The 16,950-nt window shown below is 65.3% G+C and carries 19 protein-coding genes, 1 tRNA gene and 1 other RNA gene; 12 read left to right on the plus strand and 9 right to left on the minus strand.

Annotation, left to right across the window (positions count from 1 at the left end; translation table 11 throughout):
- The first annotated feature begins 59 nt into the window (after positions 1-59).
- The 5 genes from pepQ to cydX all read left to right on the plus strand — a co-directional run bounded on the left by pepQ (position 60) and on the right by cydX (position 4,668).
- Entirely contained in the window at positions 60-1,382 is a 1,323-nt protein-coding gene (pepQ, locus tag DVU99_RS04270; protein WP_114238945.1) for a Xaa-Pro dipeptidase, read from the plus strand.
- Positions 1,383-1,572: 190 nt separating this feature from the next.
- Positions 1,573-1,800 (plus strand): cytochrome oxidase putative small subunit CydP, encoded by a 228-nt coding sequence (cydP, locus tag DVU99_RS04275; protein ID WP_114238946.1) that lies wholly within the window; start codon positions 1,573-1,575, stop codon positions 1,798-1,800.
- Positions 1,800-3,377: a cytochrome ubiquinol oxidase subunit I gene (locus DVU99_RS04280; protein ID WP_232823451.1), complete on the plus strand. Its 1,578-nt coding sequence runs from the start codon at positions 1,800-1,802 to the stop codon at positions 3,375-3,377. Before cydP ends, DVU99_RS04280 begins: the two co-directional genes overlap by 1 nt.
- Positions 3,378-3,387: 10 nt before the next feature.
- Positions 3,388-4,518, plus strand: coding sequence for a cytochrome d ubiquinol oxidase subunit II (cydB, locus tag DVU99_RS04285; RefSeq protein WP_114238948.1), 1,131 nt, complete (start codon positions 3,388-3,390; stop codon positions 4,516-4,518).
- A gap of 15 nt (positions 4,519-4,533) precedes the next feature.
- Positions 4,534-4,668: a cytochrome bd-I oxidase subunit CydX gene (gene cydX / locus DVU99_RS04290; protein ID WP_114238949.1), complete on the plus strand. Its 135-nt coding sequence runs from the start codon at positions 4,534-4,536 to the stop codon at positions 4,666-4,668.
- An 85-nt stretch (positions 4,669-4,753) separates the two neighbouring features.
- Here the strand turns inward: cydX and DVU99_RS04295 are convergent, their stop codons facing one another.
- Together DVU99_RS04295 and DVU99_RS04300 are read right to left on the minus strand one after the other, a co-directional pair.
- Positions 4,754-6,118 carry an aminopeptidase P N-terminal domain-containing protein gene (locus DVU99_RS04295; RefSeq protein ID WP_114238950.1) on the minus strand — a complete coding sequence of 455 codons (1,365 nt, stop codon included), beginning with the start codon at positions 6,116-6,118 and terminating at the stop codon, positions 4,754-4,756.
- Complete coding sequence (locus DVU99_RS04300) at positions 6,076-6,636, minus strand: UPF0149 family protein (RefSeq protein ID WP_114238951.1); 561 nt, start codon at positions 6,634-6,636, stop codon at positions 6,076-6,078. The genes DVU99_RS04295 and DVU99_RS04300 overlap by 43 nt, the downstream gene beginning before the upstream one ends.
- Before the next feature lie 103 nt (positions 6,637-6,739).
- Between DVU99_RS04300 and DVU99_RS04305 the strand changes: the two genes are divergently transcribed.
- The 6 genes from DVU99_RS04305 to rpiA all read left to right on the plus strand — a co-directional run bounded on the left by DVU99_RS04305 (position 6,740) and on the right by rpiA (position 9,326).
- The gene (locus tag DVU99_RS04305; protein ID WP_114238952.1) at positions 6,740-6,979 is read left to right on the plus strand and encodes a TIGR02449 family protein; all 240 of its coding nucleotides are present in this window, start codon (positions 6,740-6,742) and stop codon (positions 6,977-6,979) included.
- On the plus strand, positions 6,972-7,295 hold the full coding sequence (locus tag DVU99_RS04310) for a cell division protein ZapA (RefSeq protein ID WP_114238953.1): 324 nt from the start codon (positions 6,972-6,974) through the stop codon (positions 7,293-7,295). The genes DVU99_RS04305 and DVU99_RS04310 overlap by 8 nt, the downstream gene beginning before the upstream one ends.
- Positions 7,296-7,302: 7 nt before the next feature.
- A non-coding RNA gene (gene ssrS, locus DVU99_RS04315) (6S RNA) lies at positions 7,303-7,489 on the plus strand.
- A 94-nt stretch (positions 7,490-7,583) separates the two neighbouring features.
- Positions 7,584-8,204: a 5-formyltetrahydrofolate cyclo-ligase gene (locus DVU99_RS04320; protein WP_114238954.1), complete on the plus strand. Its 621-nt coding sequence runs from the start codon at positions 7,584-7,586 to the stop codon at positions 8,202-8,204.
- Entirely contained in the window at positions 8,201-8,659 is a 459-nt protein-coding gene (locus DVU99_RS04325) for an EVE domain-containing protein (protein ID WP_114238955.1), read from the plus strand. The genes DVU99_RS04320 and DVU99_RS04325 overlap by 4 nt, the downstream gene beginning before the upstream one ends.
- A gap of 25 nt (positions 8,660-8,684) precedes the next feature.
- Complete coding sequence (gene rpiA, locus DVU99_RS04330) at positions 8,685-9,326, plus strand: ribose-5-phosphate isomerase RpiA (RefSeq protein ID WP_114238956.1); 642 nt, start codon at positions 8,685-8,687, stop codon at positions 9,324-9,326.
- 143 nt (positions 9,327-9,469) lie between these two features.
- Here rpiA and DVU99_RS04335 read toward each other — a convergent pair whose 3' ends face one another.
- Positions 9,470-11,611 carry a protease pro-enzyme activation domain-containing protein gene (locus tag DVU99_RS04335; protein ID WP_157971344.1) on the minus strand — a complete coding sequence of 714 codons (2,142 nt, stop codon included), beginning with the start codon at positions 11,609-11,611 and terminating at the stop codon, positions 9,470-9,472.
- A 325-nt stretch (positions 11,612-11,936) separates the two neighbouring features.
- On the minus strand, positions 11,937-13,598 hold the full coding sequence (locus tag DVU99_RS04340) for an MFS transporter (RefSeq protein WP_114238958.1): 1,662 nt from the start codon (positions 13,596-13,598) through the stop codon (positions 11,937-11,939).
- Positions 13,599-13,776: 178 nt separating this feature from the next.
- On the opposite strand from DVU99_RS04340, the gene DVU99_RS04345 reads away from it, so the two are divergent.
- Positions 13,777-14,511, plus strand: a complete 735-nt coding sequence (locus DVU99_RS04345; RefSeq protein ID WP_157971345.1) for a hypothetical protein — start codon at positions 13,777-13,779, stop codon at positions 14,509-14,511.
- An 81-nt stretch (positions 14,512-14,592) separates the two neighbouring features.
- On the opposite strand, the gene DVU99_RS19665 is transcribed toward DVU99_RS04345, so the two are convergent.
- From DVU99_RS19665 to rplM, 5 genes are all read right to left on the minus strand, one after another.
- Positions 14,593-14,739: a hypothetical protein gene (locus DVU99_RS19665; RefSeq protein WP_157971346.1), complete on the minus strand. Its 147-nt coding sequence runs from the start codon at positions 14,737-14,739 to the stop codon at positions 14,593-14,595.
- Between the two features lie 117 nt (positions 14,740-14,856).
- Positions 14,857-15,594 (minus strand): polysaccharide lyase family 7 protein, encoded by a 738-nt coding sequence (locus tag DVU99_RS04350; protein WP_114238960.1) that lies wholly within the window; start codon positions 15,592-15,594, stop codon positions 14,857-14,859.
- A 352-nt stretch (positions 15,595-15,946) separates the two neighbouring features.
- A tRNA-Gln gene (locus tag DVU99_RS04355) sits at positions 15,947-16,020 on the minus strand.
- Positions 16,021-16,074: 54 nt separating this feature from the next.
- On the minus strand, positions 16,075-16,467 hold the full coding sequence (gene rpsI / locus DVU99_RS04360; protein ID WP_074546260.1) for a 30S ribosomal protein S9: 393 nt from the start codon (positions 16,465-16,467) through the stop codon (positions 16,075-16,077).
- A 9-nt stretch (positions 16,468-16,476) separates the two neighbouring features.
- On the minus strand, positions 16,477-16,905 hold the full coding sequence (rplM, locus tag DVU99_RS04365) for a 50S ribosomal protein L13 (RefSeq protein WP_114238961.1): 429 nt from the start codon (positions 16,903-16,905) through the stop codon (positions 16,477-16,479).
- Positions 16,906-16,950 lie beyond the last annotated feature (45 nt).

The raw sequence follows: 16,950 nt of genomic DNA on the forward strand, positions 1-16,950 counted from the left end.
CCGGCTCCTCCGCGCGATGATGTGAGGCTTCCCCGCTGTTCGAAGCCTCAGGAGTAGCCATGCACGACCGTCTCGCCCCGCTCTATCCCCAGCATCTGGCTACCCTGCGCGAGCGTGCGGACAAGGCGCTTGCCCTGGGCGGCTTCGACCACCTGGTGATTGCCGCGGGCATGCCGCTGCGCAAGTTCCTCGACGACCAGGACTATCCCTTTGTCGCCAGCCCGCATTTCCGCCACTGGCTGCCGCTGACCGACGCGCCGGGCAGTTGGATCGTGTACACCCCGGGGCACAAGCCCAAGCTGGTGTTCCTGCAGCCGAAGGACTACTGGCACGTGGTGCCGGACGCCCCCAGCGGCTACTGGGTGGAGCACTTCGACATCGTCATCGTGCGCAACGCCACCGATGCGGTTGCCCACCTGCCGGCCGCCGGCTCGCGCCGCGCCATCATCGGCCCCGAGCACCCGCTGCTGCCCGGCGCCGAGGCCAACAATCCACCGGCCGTGCTCGACTTCCTGCATTGGTACCGCTCCTACAAGACGCCCTACGAGCTGGAGCTGATGCGCGAGGCGAGCCGCATCGGCACCCGCGCGCACCGCGCCGCCGAGCAGGCCTTCCGCGAGGGCAAGAGCGAATTCGACATCCAGCTCGCCTACCTCGACGCGGCCCGCCAGAACGACGCCGAACTGCCCTACTCGAACATCGTCTGCCTCAACGAACATGGCGCGGTGCTGCACTACACCCACTTCGACCGTCGCCCGCCAGGCCAGAGCCGTTCGTTCCTGATCGACGCCGGCGCCAGCGCCGCGGGTTACGCCAGCGACATCACCCGCACCTATGCCGCCTACGGACACACCGAGTTCCAGGCCCTGGTCGACAGCATGGACGCCGCCCAGCAGGGCTTCGCCGCCAAGGTGCGTGCCGGCCAGAGTTACCCGGATTTGCACGTCCACGCCCATCACGTGATCGCCAACGTGCTGCGCGAGCACGGCATCATCCGCATGAGCGCCGAGGCCGCGCTGGCGGGTGGCGTCACCGCCGCGTTCTTCCCGCACGGCCTCGGTCATCCGATCGGCCTGCAGGTGCACGACGTGGCGGGTTTCCAGCAAAGTGAACGCGGCGGCACCATCCCTCGCCCGGAGGGTCACCCCTACCTGCGCATGACCCGCGTGCTGGAACCAGGCATGGTAGTGACGATCGAACCCGGCCTGTACTTCATCGACATGTTGCTGGACGAACTACGCGACCAGCCGCTGGCCAGCGACATCCACTGGGCGAAGATCGACTTCTTCCGTCCTTATGGCGGCATCCGCATCGAGGACGACGTGGTATGCACCGACGGTGCACCGGAGAACCTCACGCGCGATGCCTTTGCAGTGAGCTGAGTCGGCTCGGGCCTCAGCGGCCGCGACGAAGGTTCACCCTGTATCGCAGGGTGAACCCCTACAACAAACAACGACGGTTGCGCGGTTTATTTCAGACCCTGCGGCCTTGCGCCACTGCGGCAACCCTCCGCACGACAACTTCACATTCCTTGCGTATGCTCGCCCCCAGGTACAGCAAGGGGCGTTCCGCATGTCCATGCCTCCGGTCAATCCGGAACCCGTCGAATTGCCGCGGCCACGCCTGCGCAGGCTGGCTCGTGAGCTGATCCTGCTGGTGCTCGCCAAGATCGTGCTGCTCACCCTGATCTGGTGGGTGGCCATGGCGCCCTACGCACGCCCCGATACCCGACCTGCCGCGATGCAAAAGCTGCTTGCACCGGCGCCTGCTTCATCCACCTCGCAAACGGAAAGCCCATGATCATCGACCCCGATGTCGTCACGCTCTCACGTCTGCAGTTCGCGCTGACTGCGCTCTATCACTTCCTGTTTGTACCGCTCACGCTGGGCATCGTGTGGATCCTCGCCATCATGGAGAGTGTCTATGTGATGACCGGGCGCGAAGTCTGGAAGCGCATGGTGCAGTTCTGGGGCGTGCTGTTCGGCATCAACTTCGCTATGGGCGTCGCCACCGGCGTCACCATGGAGTTCCAGTTCGGCATGAACTGGGCCTACTACGCCCACTACGTCGGTGACGTGTTCGGCACGCCGCTGGCCATCGAGGGCCTGATGGCGTTCTTCCTGGAAGCGACGCTGGTGGGCCTGTTCTTCATGGGCTGGAACCGCATGTCGCGCGTGGCGCACCTGCTGACCACCTGGTTCCTCGCGCTGGGCACCAACCTTTCCGCGCTGTGGATCCTGATCGCCAACGGCTGGATGCAGAACCCGGTCGGCTCGGCCTTCAATGCCGAGACCATGCGCATGGAGGTGACCTCGTTCAGCGAGGTGATGTTCAACCCGGTGGCACAGGCCAAGTTCGTGCACACGGTAAGCGCGGGTTACGTGGTCGGCTCGATGTTCGTGCTGTCGATCAGCGCCTGGTACCTGCTGCGCGGACGCAACGTCGATTTCGCCAAGCGTTCGATGACGGTGGCCGCCAGCTTCGGCCTCGCCGCCGCGTTGTCGGTGGTGGTGCTGGGCGATGAATCGGGCTATGCCGTTTCCGAGAACCAGAAGATGAAGATGGCTGCCATCGAGGCCATGTGGGAAACCGAGCCGGCGCCGGCCTCGTTCACCCTGTTCGGCATCCCCGACGTGGAGAACAAGACCACGCACTACGCCCTGCACATCCCCTGGGTGATGGGCCTGATCGGCACCCGCTCGATCGACAAGCCGATTCCCGGCATCGCCAACCTGGTGGAGGACACCAAGGGCCGCATCAACAACGGCATCCAGGCGTATGACGCGATGCTGGTGCTGCGCCAGGACAAGAACAACGCGCAGGCCAAGGCGATACTCGCCGAGCACGACAAGGACATGGGCTACGCGCTGCTGCTCAAGCGCTTCATGGACGACCCGCGCCACGCCACGCCGGCCGATATCCAGAAGGCGGCCGACAGCACCATCCCGAACGTGCCGGTGCTGTTCTGGTCGTTCCGCATCATGGTCGCCTGCGGCTTCTACTTCATCGCGCTGTTCGCCTTCATCTTCTGGCAATCCAGCAAGCGCCAGCTCGAAAAGCGCCGCTGGCTGCTCAAGCTCGCGCTATGGAGCCTGCCGCTGCCGTGGCTGGCGGCGGAGCTGGGCTGGGTGGTGGCCGAATACGGCCGCCAGCCCTGGGCGATCGAAGGCGTGCTGCCCACCGCGCTGGGCGTGTCCAGCGTGACGGCCGGCCAGGTATTGACCTCGCTCGGCGGCTTCGTGCTGTTCTACAGCGCGCTGGCCATCATCGACGCGGTGCTGATGGTGAAGTACGCCCGCAAGGGACCGGATGGCCTTGGCCTGTGGCCGCCGGCCGAGCCGGCGCCTGCCTCCACCACCGTGCCGGCCCACGCCTGAGGAGATCGCCATGTTCGACTATGAATCGTTGCGGCTGATCTGGTGGGCCCTGCTGGGCATCCTGTTCATCGGCTTCGCCATCATGGATGGCTTCGACTTCGGCATCGCGGCCCTGCTGCGCGTGCTGGGGCGTACCGAGGACGAACGACTGGTGATGCTGGAGACCATCGAGCCCACCTGGGAGGGCAACCAGGTGTGGTTCGTGCTCGCCGGCGGCGCCACCTTCGCGGCGTGGCCGCAGCTCTACGCGGTGTCGTTCTCCGGCATGTACCTGGCCATCTTCCTGGTGCTGGTGGCGCTGATCCTGCGACCGGTGGGCTTCAACTTCCGCGGCAAGATCCACGACCCGCGCTGGCGAGCCCTGTGGGATTACGTGCTGATCGCGTCCGGCGTGGTGGTGATGCTGATTTCGGGCGTGGCCTTCGGCAACCTGTTCCTCGGCGTGCCGTTCAAGTTCGACGACGACCTGCGCATGACCTGGGATGGCAGCTTCTTTGAATTGCTGCATCCGTTCGCGCTGGTGGCCGGGTTGGTCTCGCTGTCCATGCTGCTGGCCCACGGCGCCTGCTGGGCGGCCTACAAGGCCGACCACGTGGTCGCCGATCGCGCCGTGCGTGTCGCCCGCTGGACCACCCTGGCCTACGTGGTGTTCTACGTGCTGGCCGGCATCTGGCTCGCCTACGGCGTGGCCGGCTTCGCCATCGTCGGCCCGGTGGTCACCGACGGCGTGTCCAACCCGCTGCACAAGGAAGTGGCCCACGGCAGCAGCTGGTTCGCCAGCTACATGCAGTACCCGTGGTTCTGGGCGGCGCCGGTACTCGGCTTCATCGGCGCCATCGGCGTGCAGCTCAGCGTGGGCAAGAAGAACCTCGCCTGCTTCATCTGGAGCAGCCTGATGGTGGCCGGCACCATCCTGTCGGCCGGCTTCGCGCTGTTTCCGTTCCTGCTGCCCTCGCGCCTGGATCCGCGTTCCAGCCTCACGGTGTGGGATGCCTCCTCCAGCCAGGGCACGCTGGGCCTGATGCTGGCCATGGCGGTGATCTTCATGCCGATCATCATCATCTACACCAGCTGGGTGTACCGCGTGGTGCGCGGTCGCGTCACGCTGGACCACGTGCGCCAATCCGGCCACGGCTACTGAGAGAGGAGCGACGTCATGTGGTATTTCTCGTGGATCCTCGGCCTCGGCCTGGCCTGCGCCTTCGGCATCCTCAACGCGATGTGGTACGAGGTGAATGCCGACGATGAAGCGCATCGGCGCAAGGAGCCCAGGTCGCCAGCGGGGCGTTGATCGCCGGCGCCCTTTCAACTGCTGTAGGAGCGCACCCTGTGCGCGACCGCGATCCGCCTCGGTCCGTCGCGCTCAGGGTGCGCTCCTACGTCGAGCTTCGACCCCGCGCCTGCAACAACTTCTCGATCTCGTCCGCGTCCTTGGGTACGCCCTCGGTCAACACCTCGTTGCCCTCGCGGGTAATCGCCACATCGTCCTCGATGCGGATGCCGATGCCGCGCCAGCGCTCGGCCACGCCCAGGTCACCCGGCGGCACGTAAATGCCCGGCTCGACCGTGACCACCATGCCCGGCTCGAGCAGGCGCGGCTCGCCGTCGACGCGATAGTCGCCCACGTCGTGCACATCCAGGCCAAGCCAGTGGCCGGTCTTGGCGGGGAAGAACCGCTTGTAGCTTCCCTCGGCGATCGCCTCATCGGCACTGCTGCGGATCAGCCCCAGCGCGCACAGGCCTTCGCTGATCACCCGCACGGCCGCCTCATGCGCGCCGCTGAAGGCACGACCGGGCAACACCTCGTCGATCGCCGCCAACTGCGCGGCGTGCACCACCTCGTACAGCGCACGCTGCTCGCGGCTGTAGCGCCCGCTGATGGGGAAGGTGCGGGTGATGTCGGACGCATAGCAGTCCATTTCCGCGCCGGCATCCACCAATAGCAGGTCGCCGTCGCGCAGGCCGGCCCGGTTGGCGGTGTAGTGCATGACGCAGGCATTGGCGCCGCTGGCGACGATCGGCGGAAAGGCCGGCACCGCGCCACGGCTGCGCATGACACGCAGGATTTCCGCCTCCACCTCGTACTCGTGCCGACCGGCGATGGCGGCATGCATGGCGGCCAGATGCGCATCGGCGGCGATCGATGCCGAGGTTTTCATCAACTTCAGTTCGCCGCGCGACTTGTACAGGCGCAGGTCGTGCAGCAGGTGGCCCAGCGCCACGAATTCCTTGGGCACCACGCCACCGCCACGCAACTGGCGCAGGCGACGCATCCAGCCGAGCAGGCGGGCGTCGAATTCGGGCTCGCGGCCGAAATGGCAGTACACCCTGCCCCGACCCTCGATCATGCCGGGCAGGATGTCGTCGATGTCATCGATGGGAAACGCGTCGTCCATGCCGTGCTCGCTCACGGCCCGATCGGTGCCGATCGACTCGCCGTGCCAGCGCTCGTGCTCTTCGTCGCGCTCGCGGCAGAACAACACGGCCTCGCCGTGCTTGCGGCCGGGCAGCAAAGCGAGCACGGCATCGGGTTCGGGAAAGCCCGACAGGTAGTGCAGGTCCGAGTCCTGGCGATACGGCCAATTGGCGTCGGCGTTGCGCACACGCTCTGGCGCGGCGGCCACCAGCAGTACCGCATCCTCGCCCGCCATGCGCATCAGCTGGCGACGTCGACGGGCGTATTCCTCGGACGAAATGCTCAATGCACGGTATCGCTTTGGCTGGGGTCGCGGCGGGAGCATTCGGCAAACAGCAGCATCGCCCCCATGCGCACGAATTCGTGCACCTCGATCAGGGCGTCCTCGTCCTCGCCTTCGTCGCCGAAGTCGAACGAGGAAGCCGCGATGGTCCCCAGGTCACGCAGGATCTCCTGCGCCTCCTCGGACAGTTTGCCATGCGCCTCGGCGCCGGCCAGGCCAAAGCCGCCGAGGAAACCCCGGCACCAGTCCACCAGCGCCTCGGCCCGCTCCGGCAACGGACGGTCGTCGGCGGGCAGCAGCGGTTCAAAACCCAGTTCGGGATCGGCCAGTTCGGCTTCGGTCTGCGTCACCAGGCGTTCGAGCAGGGCCTTGTCGCGGCCGGCCGGTTGCACGTCCGAGTCCAGGTGCAGCGCCTCGACCAGCGATTGCCGGCCCATCCGGCCACCACCGGCCAGGAAGCCGCACAGCGATCCGTGCAGGTCGCTGGTGGGCACGCCCAGCTGCAGTTGGACAACGGTGTCGTCCAGTTCTTCGTAGCCAATCGGCTCGTTGGCGGCCATGGGCAGTACTCCTTTCTATGCAGGCCTGAAGTTTAATGCAGGGCTTCCCGAAACGCCGCCGAGCCTGCTGTTTTGGCCGGGCCTCCTGCTATAGTTTCCGCCCATGAGCGCGCCCGACACCGTCAAGCCAGACCCCGTCAAGCAGGAGCTAGCAGCTCTTGGCGAGCAGATCGACCGGTTGCTCGACGCCGTGCGCCGTCTCACCGAGGAAAACCGCAGCCTGCGCCACAGCCAGGAGCAGCTGGCGAATGAGCGCGCCGGGCTGATGGCTCGCAACGAACAGGCGCGGAGCCGCGTCGAAGCGATGATCCAGCGACTGAAGGCGCTCGAAAACAATGGCTGAGAGCAGCGTGGGCACCACCGCCAACGAACCGGTCGCCTTGCGCCTGGTCGACCGCGAATTCCTGATCGCCTGTGCGCCGGAAGAGCGCGAAGGCCTGCTGGAATCGGCCGCCTACCTCGATCGCAAGATGCGTGAGCTGCGTGCCAACGCCAAGGCGCCGGGTTTCGACCGTCTGGCCGTGCTGGCCGCCATCAGCGTCACCCACGAGTTCCTCGCCTTGCGCAAGCAGCACAGTGGCTCTGATCAGAACGTGACTGAAGATCTGGCTGCATTGCGTCGCAAGCTTGAAGCCGCACTGGACGCCCACATAAAATAGTCACCGGCGTTTTCTGCGGTGTGCGCCAGCACACTCTTACATTTGCCTTGTTCCTAAATACGGCCCCGGGTCGGCTTTTCATCGGCTGTTGTGCATGTCCGCCGCGCGCGGAAAGCCTTGAGGCCATGTAGCCCTCCCACCTGATCCATCGTGGATCAAGGTCGTTTGGTGGGCAGCGGCATCGCGGTTTACGCCACCTCTTTCCCCACCGCGCGGCGCCTCCTGGCGCCGCGCGGCACAGGGCCTCTCGCCGCACGTACGCGGGCCCGCTTTGCAGGAGACGCGCACGTGGACGCCACCGCCCAGCGACGCGAACTACGCCGGCAACTGGCCGGGCGGCGCCGTGCACTGACGCCCCCGCAGCGCATTGCCGCGGCCCAGGGCTTGCGGCGCAGCCTCGAGCAACTACCTGAATACCTTACCGATGCCCGCGTCGCCGGCTACTGGGCCTGCGATGGCGAGCTGCCGCTGAACCTGGTGATCCCGCCACTGGCCACCCGTGGCCAGCAATTCCTGCTGCCGGTGATCGGCCCGGGCCATCGGCTGCGCTTCGCGCCATGGCAGGCTGGCCAGGACATCGAGCCCAATCGCTACGGCATTCCCGAGCCGGCCCACCCCACCGAGCTGCTGGAACCGTTCCAGCTGGACCTGGTGCTGGTGCCGCTGCTGGCCTTCGACCGCCGCGGCAACCGGCTGGGCACCGGTGGCGGCTACTACGACCGGGCCTTCAGTTTCCTCAACGAGCAGGTGCGCCCCACCGAGCCGCTGTTGGTAGGCATCGCCTATGCCTTCCAGGAGCTGCCGCAGATCGACGAGGAACCCTGGGACGTGCCGCTGGACTTCATAGCCACCGACCACGAACTGATCGACTGCCACGCCACCGGCGAGGATGGAGAAGCACGCGCATGAGCACCCAGTACTGGCTGATGAAGTCCGAGCCGGACGCGTTCTCCATCGACGACCTCAAGCGCAAGGGCCAGGAACCCTGGGACGGCGTGCGCAACTACCAGGCCCGCAACTTCATGCGCGACGGCATGCGGGTGGGCGACAAGGTGTTCTTCTACCATTCCAACTGCGACGAGCCTGGCATCGTCGGCATCGCCGAAGTGGCCACCGATGCCTATCCGGACCCCAGCCAGTTCGACCCCAAGAGCAAGTACTTCGATGCCGCCAGTTCGCGCAACAACCCGCGCTGGACGCTGGTGGAGGTGAAGTTCGTCAAGAAGCTCGAGCACACCATCACGCTCAAGCAGTTGCAGGCCGATCCCAAGCTGGTCGAGATGCCGCTGGTGCGCAAGGGCAACCGCCTGTCGGTGATGCCGGTGGGTGCCGCCGAGTGGCGCCACATCCTGACGCTGGAATAACTTCCCTCCTTACCGGAACACGCCCATGAGCAACGCCAACGAAAAACGCCAGGCCGGCGAAGCCGCCATCCGCTACGTCGAGGACGGCGCCATCGTCGGCGTCGGCACCGGCTCCACCGTGGCCTACTTCATCGATGCGCTGGGCGGCCTGAAAGATCGCATCCAGGGCGCGGTGTCCAGCTCCGAGCAGTCCACCGCCCACCTCAAGCGCCTGGGCATCCCGGTACTCGACCTCAACTCGACCGGCCCGCTCACCCTCTACGTGGATGGCGCCGACGAGTGCGACCACCACAAGCGCCTGATCAAGGGCGGCGGCGCGGCGCTCACCCGCGAGAAGATCGTGGCCGAGGCCAGCGAAAAGTTCGTGTGCATCATCGACTCGAGCAAGCTGGTGAACGTGCTGGGCAAGTTCCCGTTGCCGATCGAGGTGATCCCGATGGCGCGCAGCCTGGTCGGCCGCGAGATCGCCAAGCGTGGCGGCAACCCGGTGTGGCGCGATGGCGTGGTCACCGACAACGGCAACTGGATCATCGACGTGCATGGCTGGCAGATCGTCGACCCGGTCGCACTGGAGAACGATCTCAACCAGATCCCGGGCATTGTCTCGGTAGGCCTGTTCGCGCGTCGCGCGGCCGACGTGGTACTGGTCGGCGACAAGGTGCTCTAAGCCGTCGCGGCACGACCCTGCCTGCTCGAACGCCCCGCGGATTGCGCGGGGCGTTTTCGTTTGGACAGGCCCGATGGAAAAGCGCCTCCCGGTTTCCCGGGAGGCGCCATCGTTCCAAAGCCTGGTACTCGACGGTCAGGCCGTCATGGCCAGTTGTTCACCAGGTTCGCCGCATTCACCGTGCCGATGCCGGTGGCGAAATCCCAGCCCGTGCCGGTGCCGTAGGCCTTGGCATAGCTGGAGGTCGAGGTGGACAGCACGCCGTTGGTGCCCGACGGGCGATAGCAGTTGTGGGAACCGGTGCAGTTCACGTCCATGTCGCCCTGGGTGACGTCATAGAAGATGCAGCCGCTGCCCACGGCATTGCCGTTGCTGGAGTTGCACGAGGTGCTGCCGCTGCTGCCGTATTCCGTCGCCGCCAGCGAGTACAGGGTCGGGTTCGGGTTGCCCACGCTGGCACCGATCTTCTGGTTCACCAGCGCCTGGATGCCAGCCATGATCGGCGAGGCAAACGAGGTGCCGCCCGCGCCAGCCCAGCCACTCGGGGCACCGGTGCAGGCGACGCCGCCGCCGGCGGTGTCGGTGTAGCAGTAGACGTAGTAGTGGCCCCACACGCCATTGGCCGCGAACAGCGAGACGTCCGGAATGTCACGCACACCGTCGGCCGGGTTGCCCAGGAAGCCCGACTGCCACGAAGGCTTGGCCGTACCCGCACAGGTGCCGCTCACCACGCCGCTCGTGCTCGCCGAGCCGCTGGCACAGCCGCTGGGACCACCACTGCCCGACGCCGTGGTCAGGTAGTACTCCTTGCCGGTGGCGCTGTTGCAGAAGCCACTGCTGCCATACGGCGTGCTGTAGCCACTCTTGCCGCTGATCAGCGCACTGGCACAGGAGTCGTTCCACGGGATCTCGTTGATGTACGACAGGGCCGAGCCGTAGGTGGAGCTGTTGGTCGAGCTCCAGTACGTGCTGTTGGTCCCGGCGTAGGTATCGCCGAAGTCCGTGCCACCCACCGCCACGTTGTAAGGCGTGGAAGCGAAGCCGCTGACACCGATGCCGTGGGTCGACTTGCTCTCGTCGGCGTCGCAGCTGGCCGCGCCTTCATCGCCAGAGGAGACGAACACCGACACACCTTCGGTGGCTGCCTGCTCGTAGGTGGAGATGTACGCCGCATTCGCGGTGGCGCCATTCTCCGCCTCGCATTCGCCGTAGCTCACGCTCATGATCGCCGGCGGCGTACCGGAGGCGTTGATGAGGTTCTCGATGGCGATCAGGCCGCCGAACGTGGTGGACGTATCCGCACACGACGCCAGCTCGAGCGTGGCACCCGGCGCCGCGGCACCGGCCCATTCCACGTCGAGTTCGGCTTCGCCGTCGTTGCCCGTCACCACGCCCGGGTTGGTGCAGCTACCCGGATGCACCTGGCTGAAGGTGGCCGTCGGCAGGCCGAAGGTGGAGCGGAACGTCGTGATGTCCGAGGTCGAGTACACGTTGGTGTCCTCGATCAGCACGATGGTCTGGCCCGTACCGGTGATGCCCGCGTTGAACAGCGGGTTGAAGTTGTAGATCGTGGCGAGGTCGGCCGGCACCACCGCCTGGTAGGTGCTGCCGCTGCTGGTGAAGGTGTAATCGGCGTGCGGCTTGAAGTTGGTATGCGGACGGAAGTCATTGAGCGACACCACGCCCTGCACCACGCCGGCAAACGCAGCCGGGATCTGCGGGTTGGTCATGTTGGCGATATGACCGGCATTGGCCACGCTCAGGTGATGGATCTCGGTGCCGAAGGCGCTGCGCACCTGGCCGGCGGTACCCGAGAAATCGATCATCGTGCCGCTCGGATACACCTGGTTGACGGTGAAGCCGTGCGACTTGAGCCAGCTGGTCACCGCATCGATGTCCAGCTGCGAGGGGCCGTACTGTTGGCCGAACTGCTCCGCGGTAAGCCACTTGCGGTAGTTCGGGGATCCCTTGGTCTGCTGTTCCTGCATGAACTGCTGCAGCGCCGCCTCGCGATCCGCCGGACGCTTCAGCAGGAGCTGCATGTGCTCCAGCGGCAGGTTGTCGGCAGCTGCGCCGCGGTCGTTCTCCGCCGTGGCGAAGGGCGACACGTTGCCCGGCAGGGCCACGCGATCGCTGTCGTTGGCCGCATGGGTCACCTGCGGTGCGGACAGCAAGCCGATGGTGGCCGCTTCCGCGTGACCGGCGAAGGCAGCGCCTACACCGGTAGCCAATAGCGTCAACAGGGTCTTCGCGGTCATCCGACCGCACATCTTGTTGAATCTCACGTTGCTTCCTCCCACGAAAGAGGTTTCGGAAAGGTCACCAGGACGCACGCCGCCCTAACCTCCGCACTGAGCGGTTGGCCTGGTGTACCCACGTAAGAAATTGCCAGCCGCCTCCCCATACGACGCAGTCATGACATGACTGGACGGCTCTTCCACCGATAGTCCCGCCTGGCTTACGACTATCTTTCAAAAAGCATGGCTGTGTCAGCGTGATGAAGAAAACGCGTCAGTCATCACATAATGTGACACCCGTCACGACGCAAGTTCACGTTTCCTTCATGGCAAGTTCGTGCGCATGTTGCGCGACTTGGCCGTCTGGACGTCTTTACGCACCATCATCCACGGGCGCCGTGTAGTCGATCGACTGGTAGGTCACGCCGACGGTGATGCGGGGAGGATCATCCCCCTTGTGCAGGGCCTTCACGCGATCGATCAGCGCCTTGTCGGCCAGTGTCATGCGATCGAGCATGCGCAGATGCTGCAGCCAGCTCTCGATCAGCAGCACCTCGCGCCACACTTCCTCGTTGCGGATGTCGCGGAACAACCCCCAGTAGCGACCGCCGTTGCGAAGCCGCAGATGCCGCAAGGCATCGGCAAGCGAGACGAACTCGCCGACCCGTTCGGCGGGTATCACGTACTCGATCGCCATCACCACGTCACCCTGCTCATGGTTGAATACCAGTTGCGGCGGCATGGTCTTACTGCGCGTCACCAGCTTCATCGCGCCTGCCTCCAGGCGCGGGAACTGCGAGTGATAGGCCAGCAGGGTCGACACGGCCATGGCGACGGCGGCTGCCAGGATGGCGCCGGACACGCTCATCGTCTCGGCCAGGTGGCCCCACAGGAACGAACCGATCGCAAGGCCGCCGTAGAGTGCCGTCTGGTACAGCGCCAACGCCCTGCCCTTCACCCAGTCGGGCACCAGCAACTGCACGTTGGCGTTGTATTCGGTGAGCGCGGCGATCCAGCATGCACCCGCCACGCCGAGCGCAGGCATCATCACCGCCAGGCTGTGGCCATAACCGATCAGCACCAGCATGACCGCCAGCGTACCGGCCGCCACGCTGATCAGCCGGCTCGATCCGAGCAGCTTGCGCAACAGCGGCACCAGCACGCTGCCGAGAATGGCACCCACCCCAAGCATGCCCAGCATGTAGCCATACAGCGCAGCATCGCCGCCGGGGTGCTCGCGCGCCACCAGCGGCAGCAGTGCCCAGATCACGCTGGCGGTCAGCCCGAACATGAAGGAGCGCAGCATCGCCAGCCGCGTCACCGTGGAGTTCCAGGTAAAGCGCAGCGCCGCCACCATGCCTTCACGGATGCCTTCCGGCGGCAGGCGCCGCTCCGGCAATACGTGCTGCCACTGCCACAGCGCGGCGAGCAGCGCGACGTAGGTCAGCGTGTTCAGCAGGAACACCCAGCTGGGCGCCATCACGCTCAGCATCACGCCGCCGAGCGCCGGCCCGACGGCGCGCGCCACGTTGTAGTTCACGCCATTGAGCAGCACTGCCGAACTGACCATGCCATGTGGCACCTGCTCGCCCACCGCCGATTGCCACGCAGGCACGGTAATGGCGCTGCCCAGCGATATCCACAGCACGGCGAGGATCAGCGCATTGGGATCGAGATGCCCCAGGAAGGCCAGGCCGGTGAGAAAGATCGCGCCGGACATCTCCACCACCTGGCCCACCAGCATGATCTTCCGCTTGTCGTAGTTGTCGGCCAGCACGCCGGTGGCGATCGACAGCAGCACCAGCGGCGCGGCGGAAGCCACCTGCACCATCGCCACCATGATCGGCCCGGCGTGCGCGGCCGTGATCACCCACGCCACCGCCACCGACTGCGCCCAGGTACCCAGGTTGCCAAGCAGGTTGGCGATCCAGATGCGACGGAACACCGTCACGCCCATCGGCGCCAGGATGCCGCATTCGCGGGGTGTATCCGGCTTGGAACCGGCGTCGACTTGGGGCGAGGTGGATTGCAGCATGCTGGGTTGCCGGCGCATCGAACCGGCGCTAGCGTCGACTCACCGACGTCCTTGGTTCGTGAATGCAGCCGCGTCCGGTTCCAACCCAATCATGCATGCCAGGAACTGCTAGCCTTGGCCTTGCCATGGGGGTGGCCCATCCGGGGAGCATGCTTTGAACGAGAACATCAAGGACGATGTGCCGACGCTGCTGGCCGTGGGCGTACTGGTTTCCATCATGGCCTCGCTCGCCCACGAACTTCTCGGGCACGGTACGGCCTGCGTGATCGAAGGGGGAAGGATCACCCTGCTGACCTTCCTGGTCTTCCGCTGCGATGGCGCCGGCGTCCTTACTGATGGTGGCGGGCCTGTCGGCGCGCTCGTGATGGGGTGCCTGGCACTGCTGGCCTTGCGTGCCGTACCCGCGCGCCTCATCACCTTGCGGGTGTGGCTGTTTACCCTGGGTACGCTCGGCCTGTTGTGGGTTTGCGGCCAGACCATCGCCGAAGCCATCGACGGCAGCGATGACTGGGGGCATGTCGCCACTGACCTTGCCTGGCCCGGTGTGTGGCATGCGATTGTCGGCGCGATGGGCCTGGCTGTGTATGTGCTTGTTCTGCGCATCGCCGGCCGTATCGCCGCCCCGTTGGCGGGTGGTCGTCCGTGGCGACTTCTGCTGCCCTATCTCGGCGCCGTCATGTCAGCCATGGTGCTCGGTGCGCTCTGGCATGGTGACCGACTGGGTTCGGCACTCGATGGGCTGCTGAGTTTTGGCCTGGCGCCGATCGGCTATCTACTGGTGATCCGGCGCATGCCCGCGCTTCCCGCGACCGACGCTGCGGTGCGTCCAAACCTGCCGTTGCTGTTGTTCACCGGCGCAACGTGGCTCGCCTTCGCCCTCACCATCGCGCGAGGCATTGGCCCCTTGGCCTGAGCGGCGTCGAGGTTCTTCGTTCACGCCAACAAGCTCAGACTGGAGAGCGCGCAACAGCAGCGCCGGATGCCTCTAGGGTAGTCAGGCGCTTGCCATTCGCGGCCATCGCCAGGCCTGCCAGGCAATCAGCACCCAAAGCAGCGCCTCGATTACGCCCATGAACAGATAGAACGCCCACGCGCCCGGCATCGAGATCACGATGATGGCGGCATACGCCAGGCCCAGCACGCTGTTGGCCCGGCGACATATGGCCAGCGCCCGCCGGCCATGTCATGCGCCTCAATACCGGCCTGCCGCCATCGCACGGCAGGCCGATCACCCGACAGGCGCCCGCAGGATACGTGCCTAACCGTTGGACAACGCGTAGAAACTCACCACGCCCACCGACCCCGAGCCGGAATTGTCCTGCAGGTAATTGCCCGCCTTGAAGTAGACCGACTGGCCGTCCCAGCCGTGATCGTAGGTGAACGATTGCGTGGCACCGTTGATGGTGACGGTCACGGTGTTGTCCTTCTGCACGATCCGGTAATCGATGCGATCGCCCAGCTTCAGCCCGTGCACCAGGGTAGAGCGCTGCTCCGTACTGCCCGGATTGGTCTTGATACCCACCACGACATCACCCCGGCTCCAGCGGATCTTGAGCGCCTCCGAACCCTTTCCGTCGCCATGGATCTGGCCCACGATGATGCTGCCGGTACCTGGCTGGCGGGTCACCGCCAACGATGCACTCAAGGAGTGGCGGCCCGAGAACGTCCATTCCCGCGTATCGCGCAGCTCAGAACGCGGAAAATGCGAGCCACGCGTCGACGCGCCATTGTCGGGACAGAGGAACACCATCGCCTTCGCGGCCGCGTCGTAATAGAAGTACGGCGAACTGAAGTCGCGCAGCGACGGCTGCGTCACCTCCTTCACGCTGTCGCCCTTCGCCAGCGGCGTCTGCAGCTTGTAGGCGGCAAGATCAAAATGCTGGCCGGGCGCACCGCCACTGGAGCTGTCATCCGCAAAGCCGATACCGGGCAAAACCAGGCACGCGGCCAGGCCCACGACGCACTTCCAGGTGGAGGCGAACTTGCTCTTGCTCATCTTGCGGCATCCTTTTCAATGGGCGAACCCGACTCATGTCGAGCGGCAACGCGATCCTGCGGGTAGTGGATGACAGGACGCCACTTCGCCGTTGCCGGGGAGCCAGCTTCGTTCGCATTGCGGAGTAAACCAAGTGCCCGCCTTGATGATCAGCTCTTATTGCGAATTTCGCCAACGTACGGAACCGGGATTGTTCGCTTCTTCGACGGGGCTCACTCTCGAGCTGCGCGCTACGGGGCCAGCGCGTTGCGCTGTCCAAATTCGTTCCAGACGAATTTGTCGAACGTGCTTTGTCCCCTGTTTCCCAGACCAAAAAACAAAAAGCCCGCCATGAAGGCGGGCTTTTTGTTTTTGGCTGGGAGACTAGGATTCGAACCTAGATAAACGGAGTCAGAGTCCGTTGTCCTACCGTTAGACGATCTCCCAAAACCCTGCTGGGCGGCGCGCTCTGACTTGATGCACCGGCCAGTCGAAGCGCGATTAGCGCTTCGAGAACTGGGTAGCGCGGCGGGCCTTGTGCAGACCGACCTTCTTGCGCTCGACCTCGCGGGCGTCGCGGGTCACGAAACCAGCCTTGCGGAGCTGGCTCTTCAGGCTTTCGTCGTACTCGATCAGGGCACGGGCGATACCGAGACGGATCGCACCAGCCTGGCCGGTGATGCCGCCACCAGCAACGGTGACGTTGACGTCGAACTTGTCGGTCGCCTCGATCAGCTCGAGCGGCTGACGCACGATCATGCGCGAGGTCTCACGACCGAAGAACTGGTCGAGGGTCTTGCCATTGACGGTGATCGCGCCGGTGCCCTTGCGCAGGAACACGCGAGCGGCGGAGGTCTTGCGGCGGCCGGTGCCGTAGTTCTGCTGGATCGCCATGATGATTCCTTAGATTTCCAGCGCCTGCGGCTGCTGAGCGGTATGCGGATGTTCGGCGCCGCCGTACACCTTGAGCTTGCGGTACATCGCGCGGCCGAGCGGATTCTTCGGCAGCATGCCCTTGACGGCGATTTCGATGACGCGCTCCGGGTGCGTGGCCAGCAGGTCCTTCAGACTGGTGGTCTTCAGGTTGCCGACGTAACCGGTGAAGCGGTGGTACATCTTGTCGTCCAGCTTGGCACCCGTGACGGCCACCTTCTGCGCGTTGACGACGACGATATAATCGCCGGTGTCGACATGCGGGGTGAATTCCGGCTTGTGCTTGCCACGCAGACGGCGGGCGATCTCGGTCGACAGACGACCGAGCGTCTTGTCCGTGGCGTCAATCACGAACCAATCGCGCTTGACGCTTTCCGGCTTGGCGCTGAACGTTTTCATTTCAGAATACCTAGTCTGCCGCCTCAAGGGCGGTACACGTAATCG

It is taken from the genome of Dyella sp. C9, assembly GCF_003332825.1.
In the GTDB taxonomy this organism is placed as follows: domain Bacteria; phylum Pseudomonadota; class Gammaproteobacteria; order Xanthomonadales; family Rhodanobacteraceae; genus Dyella.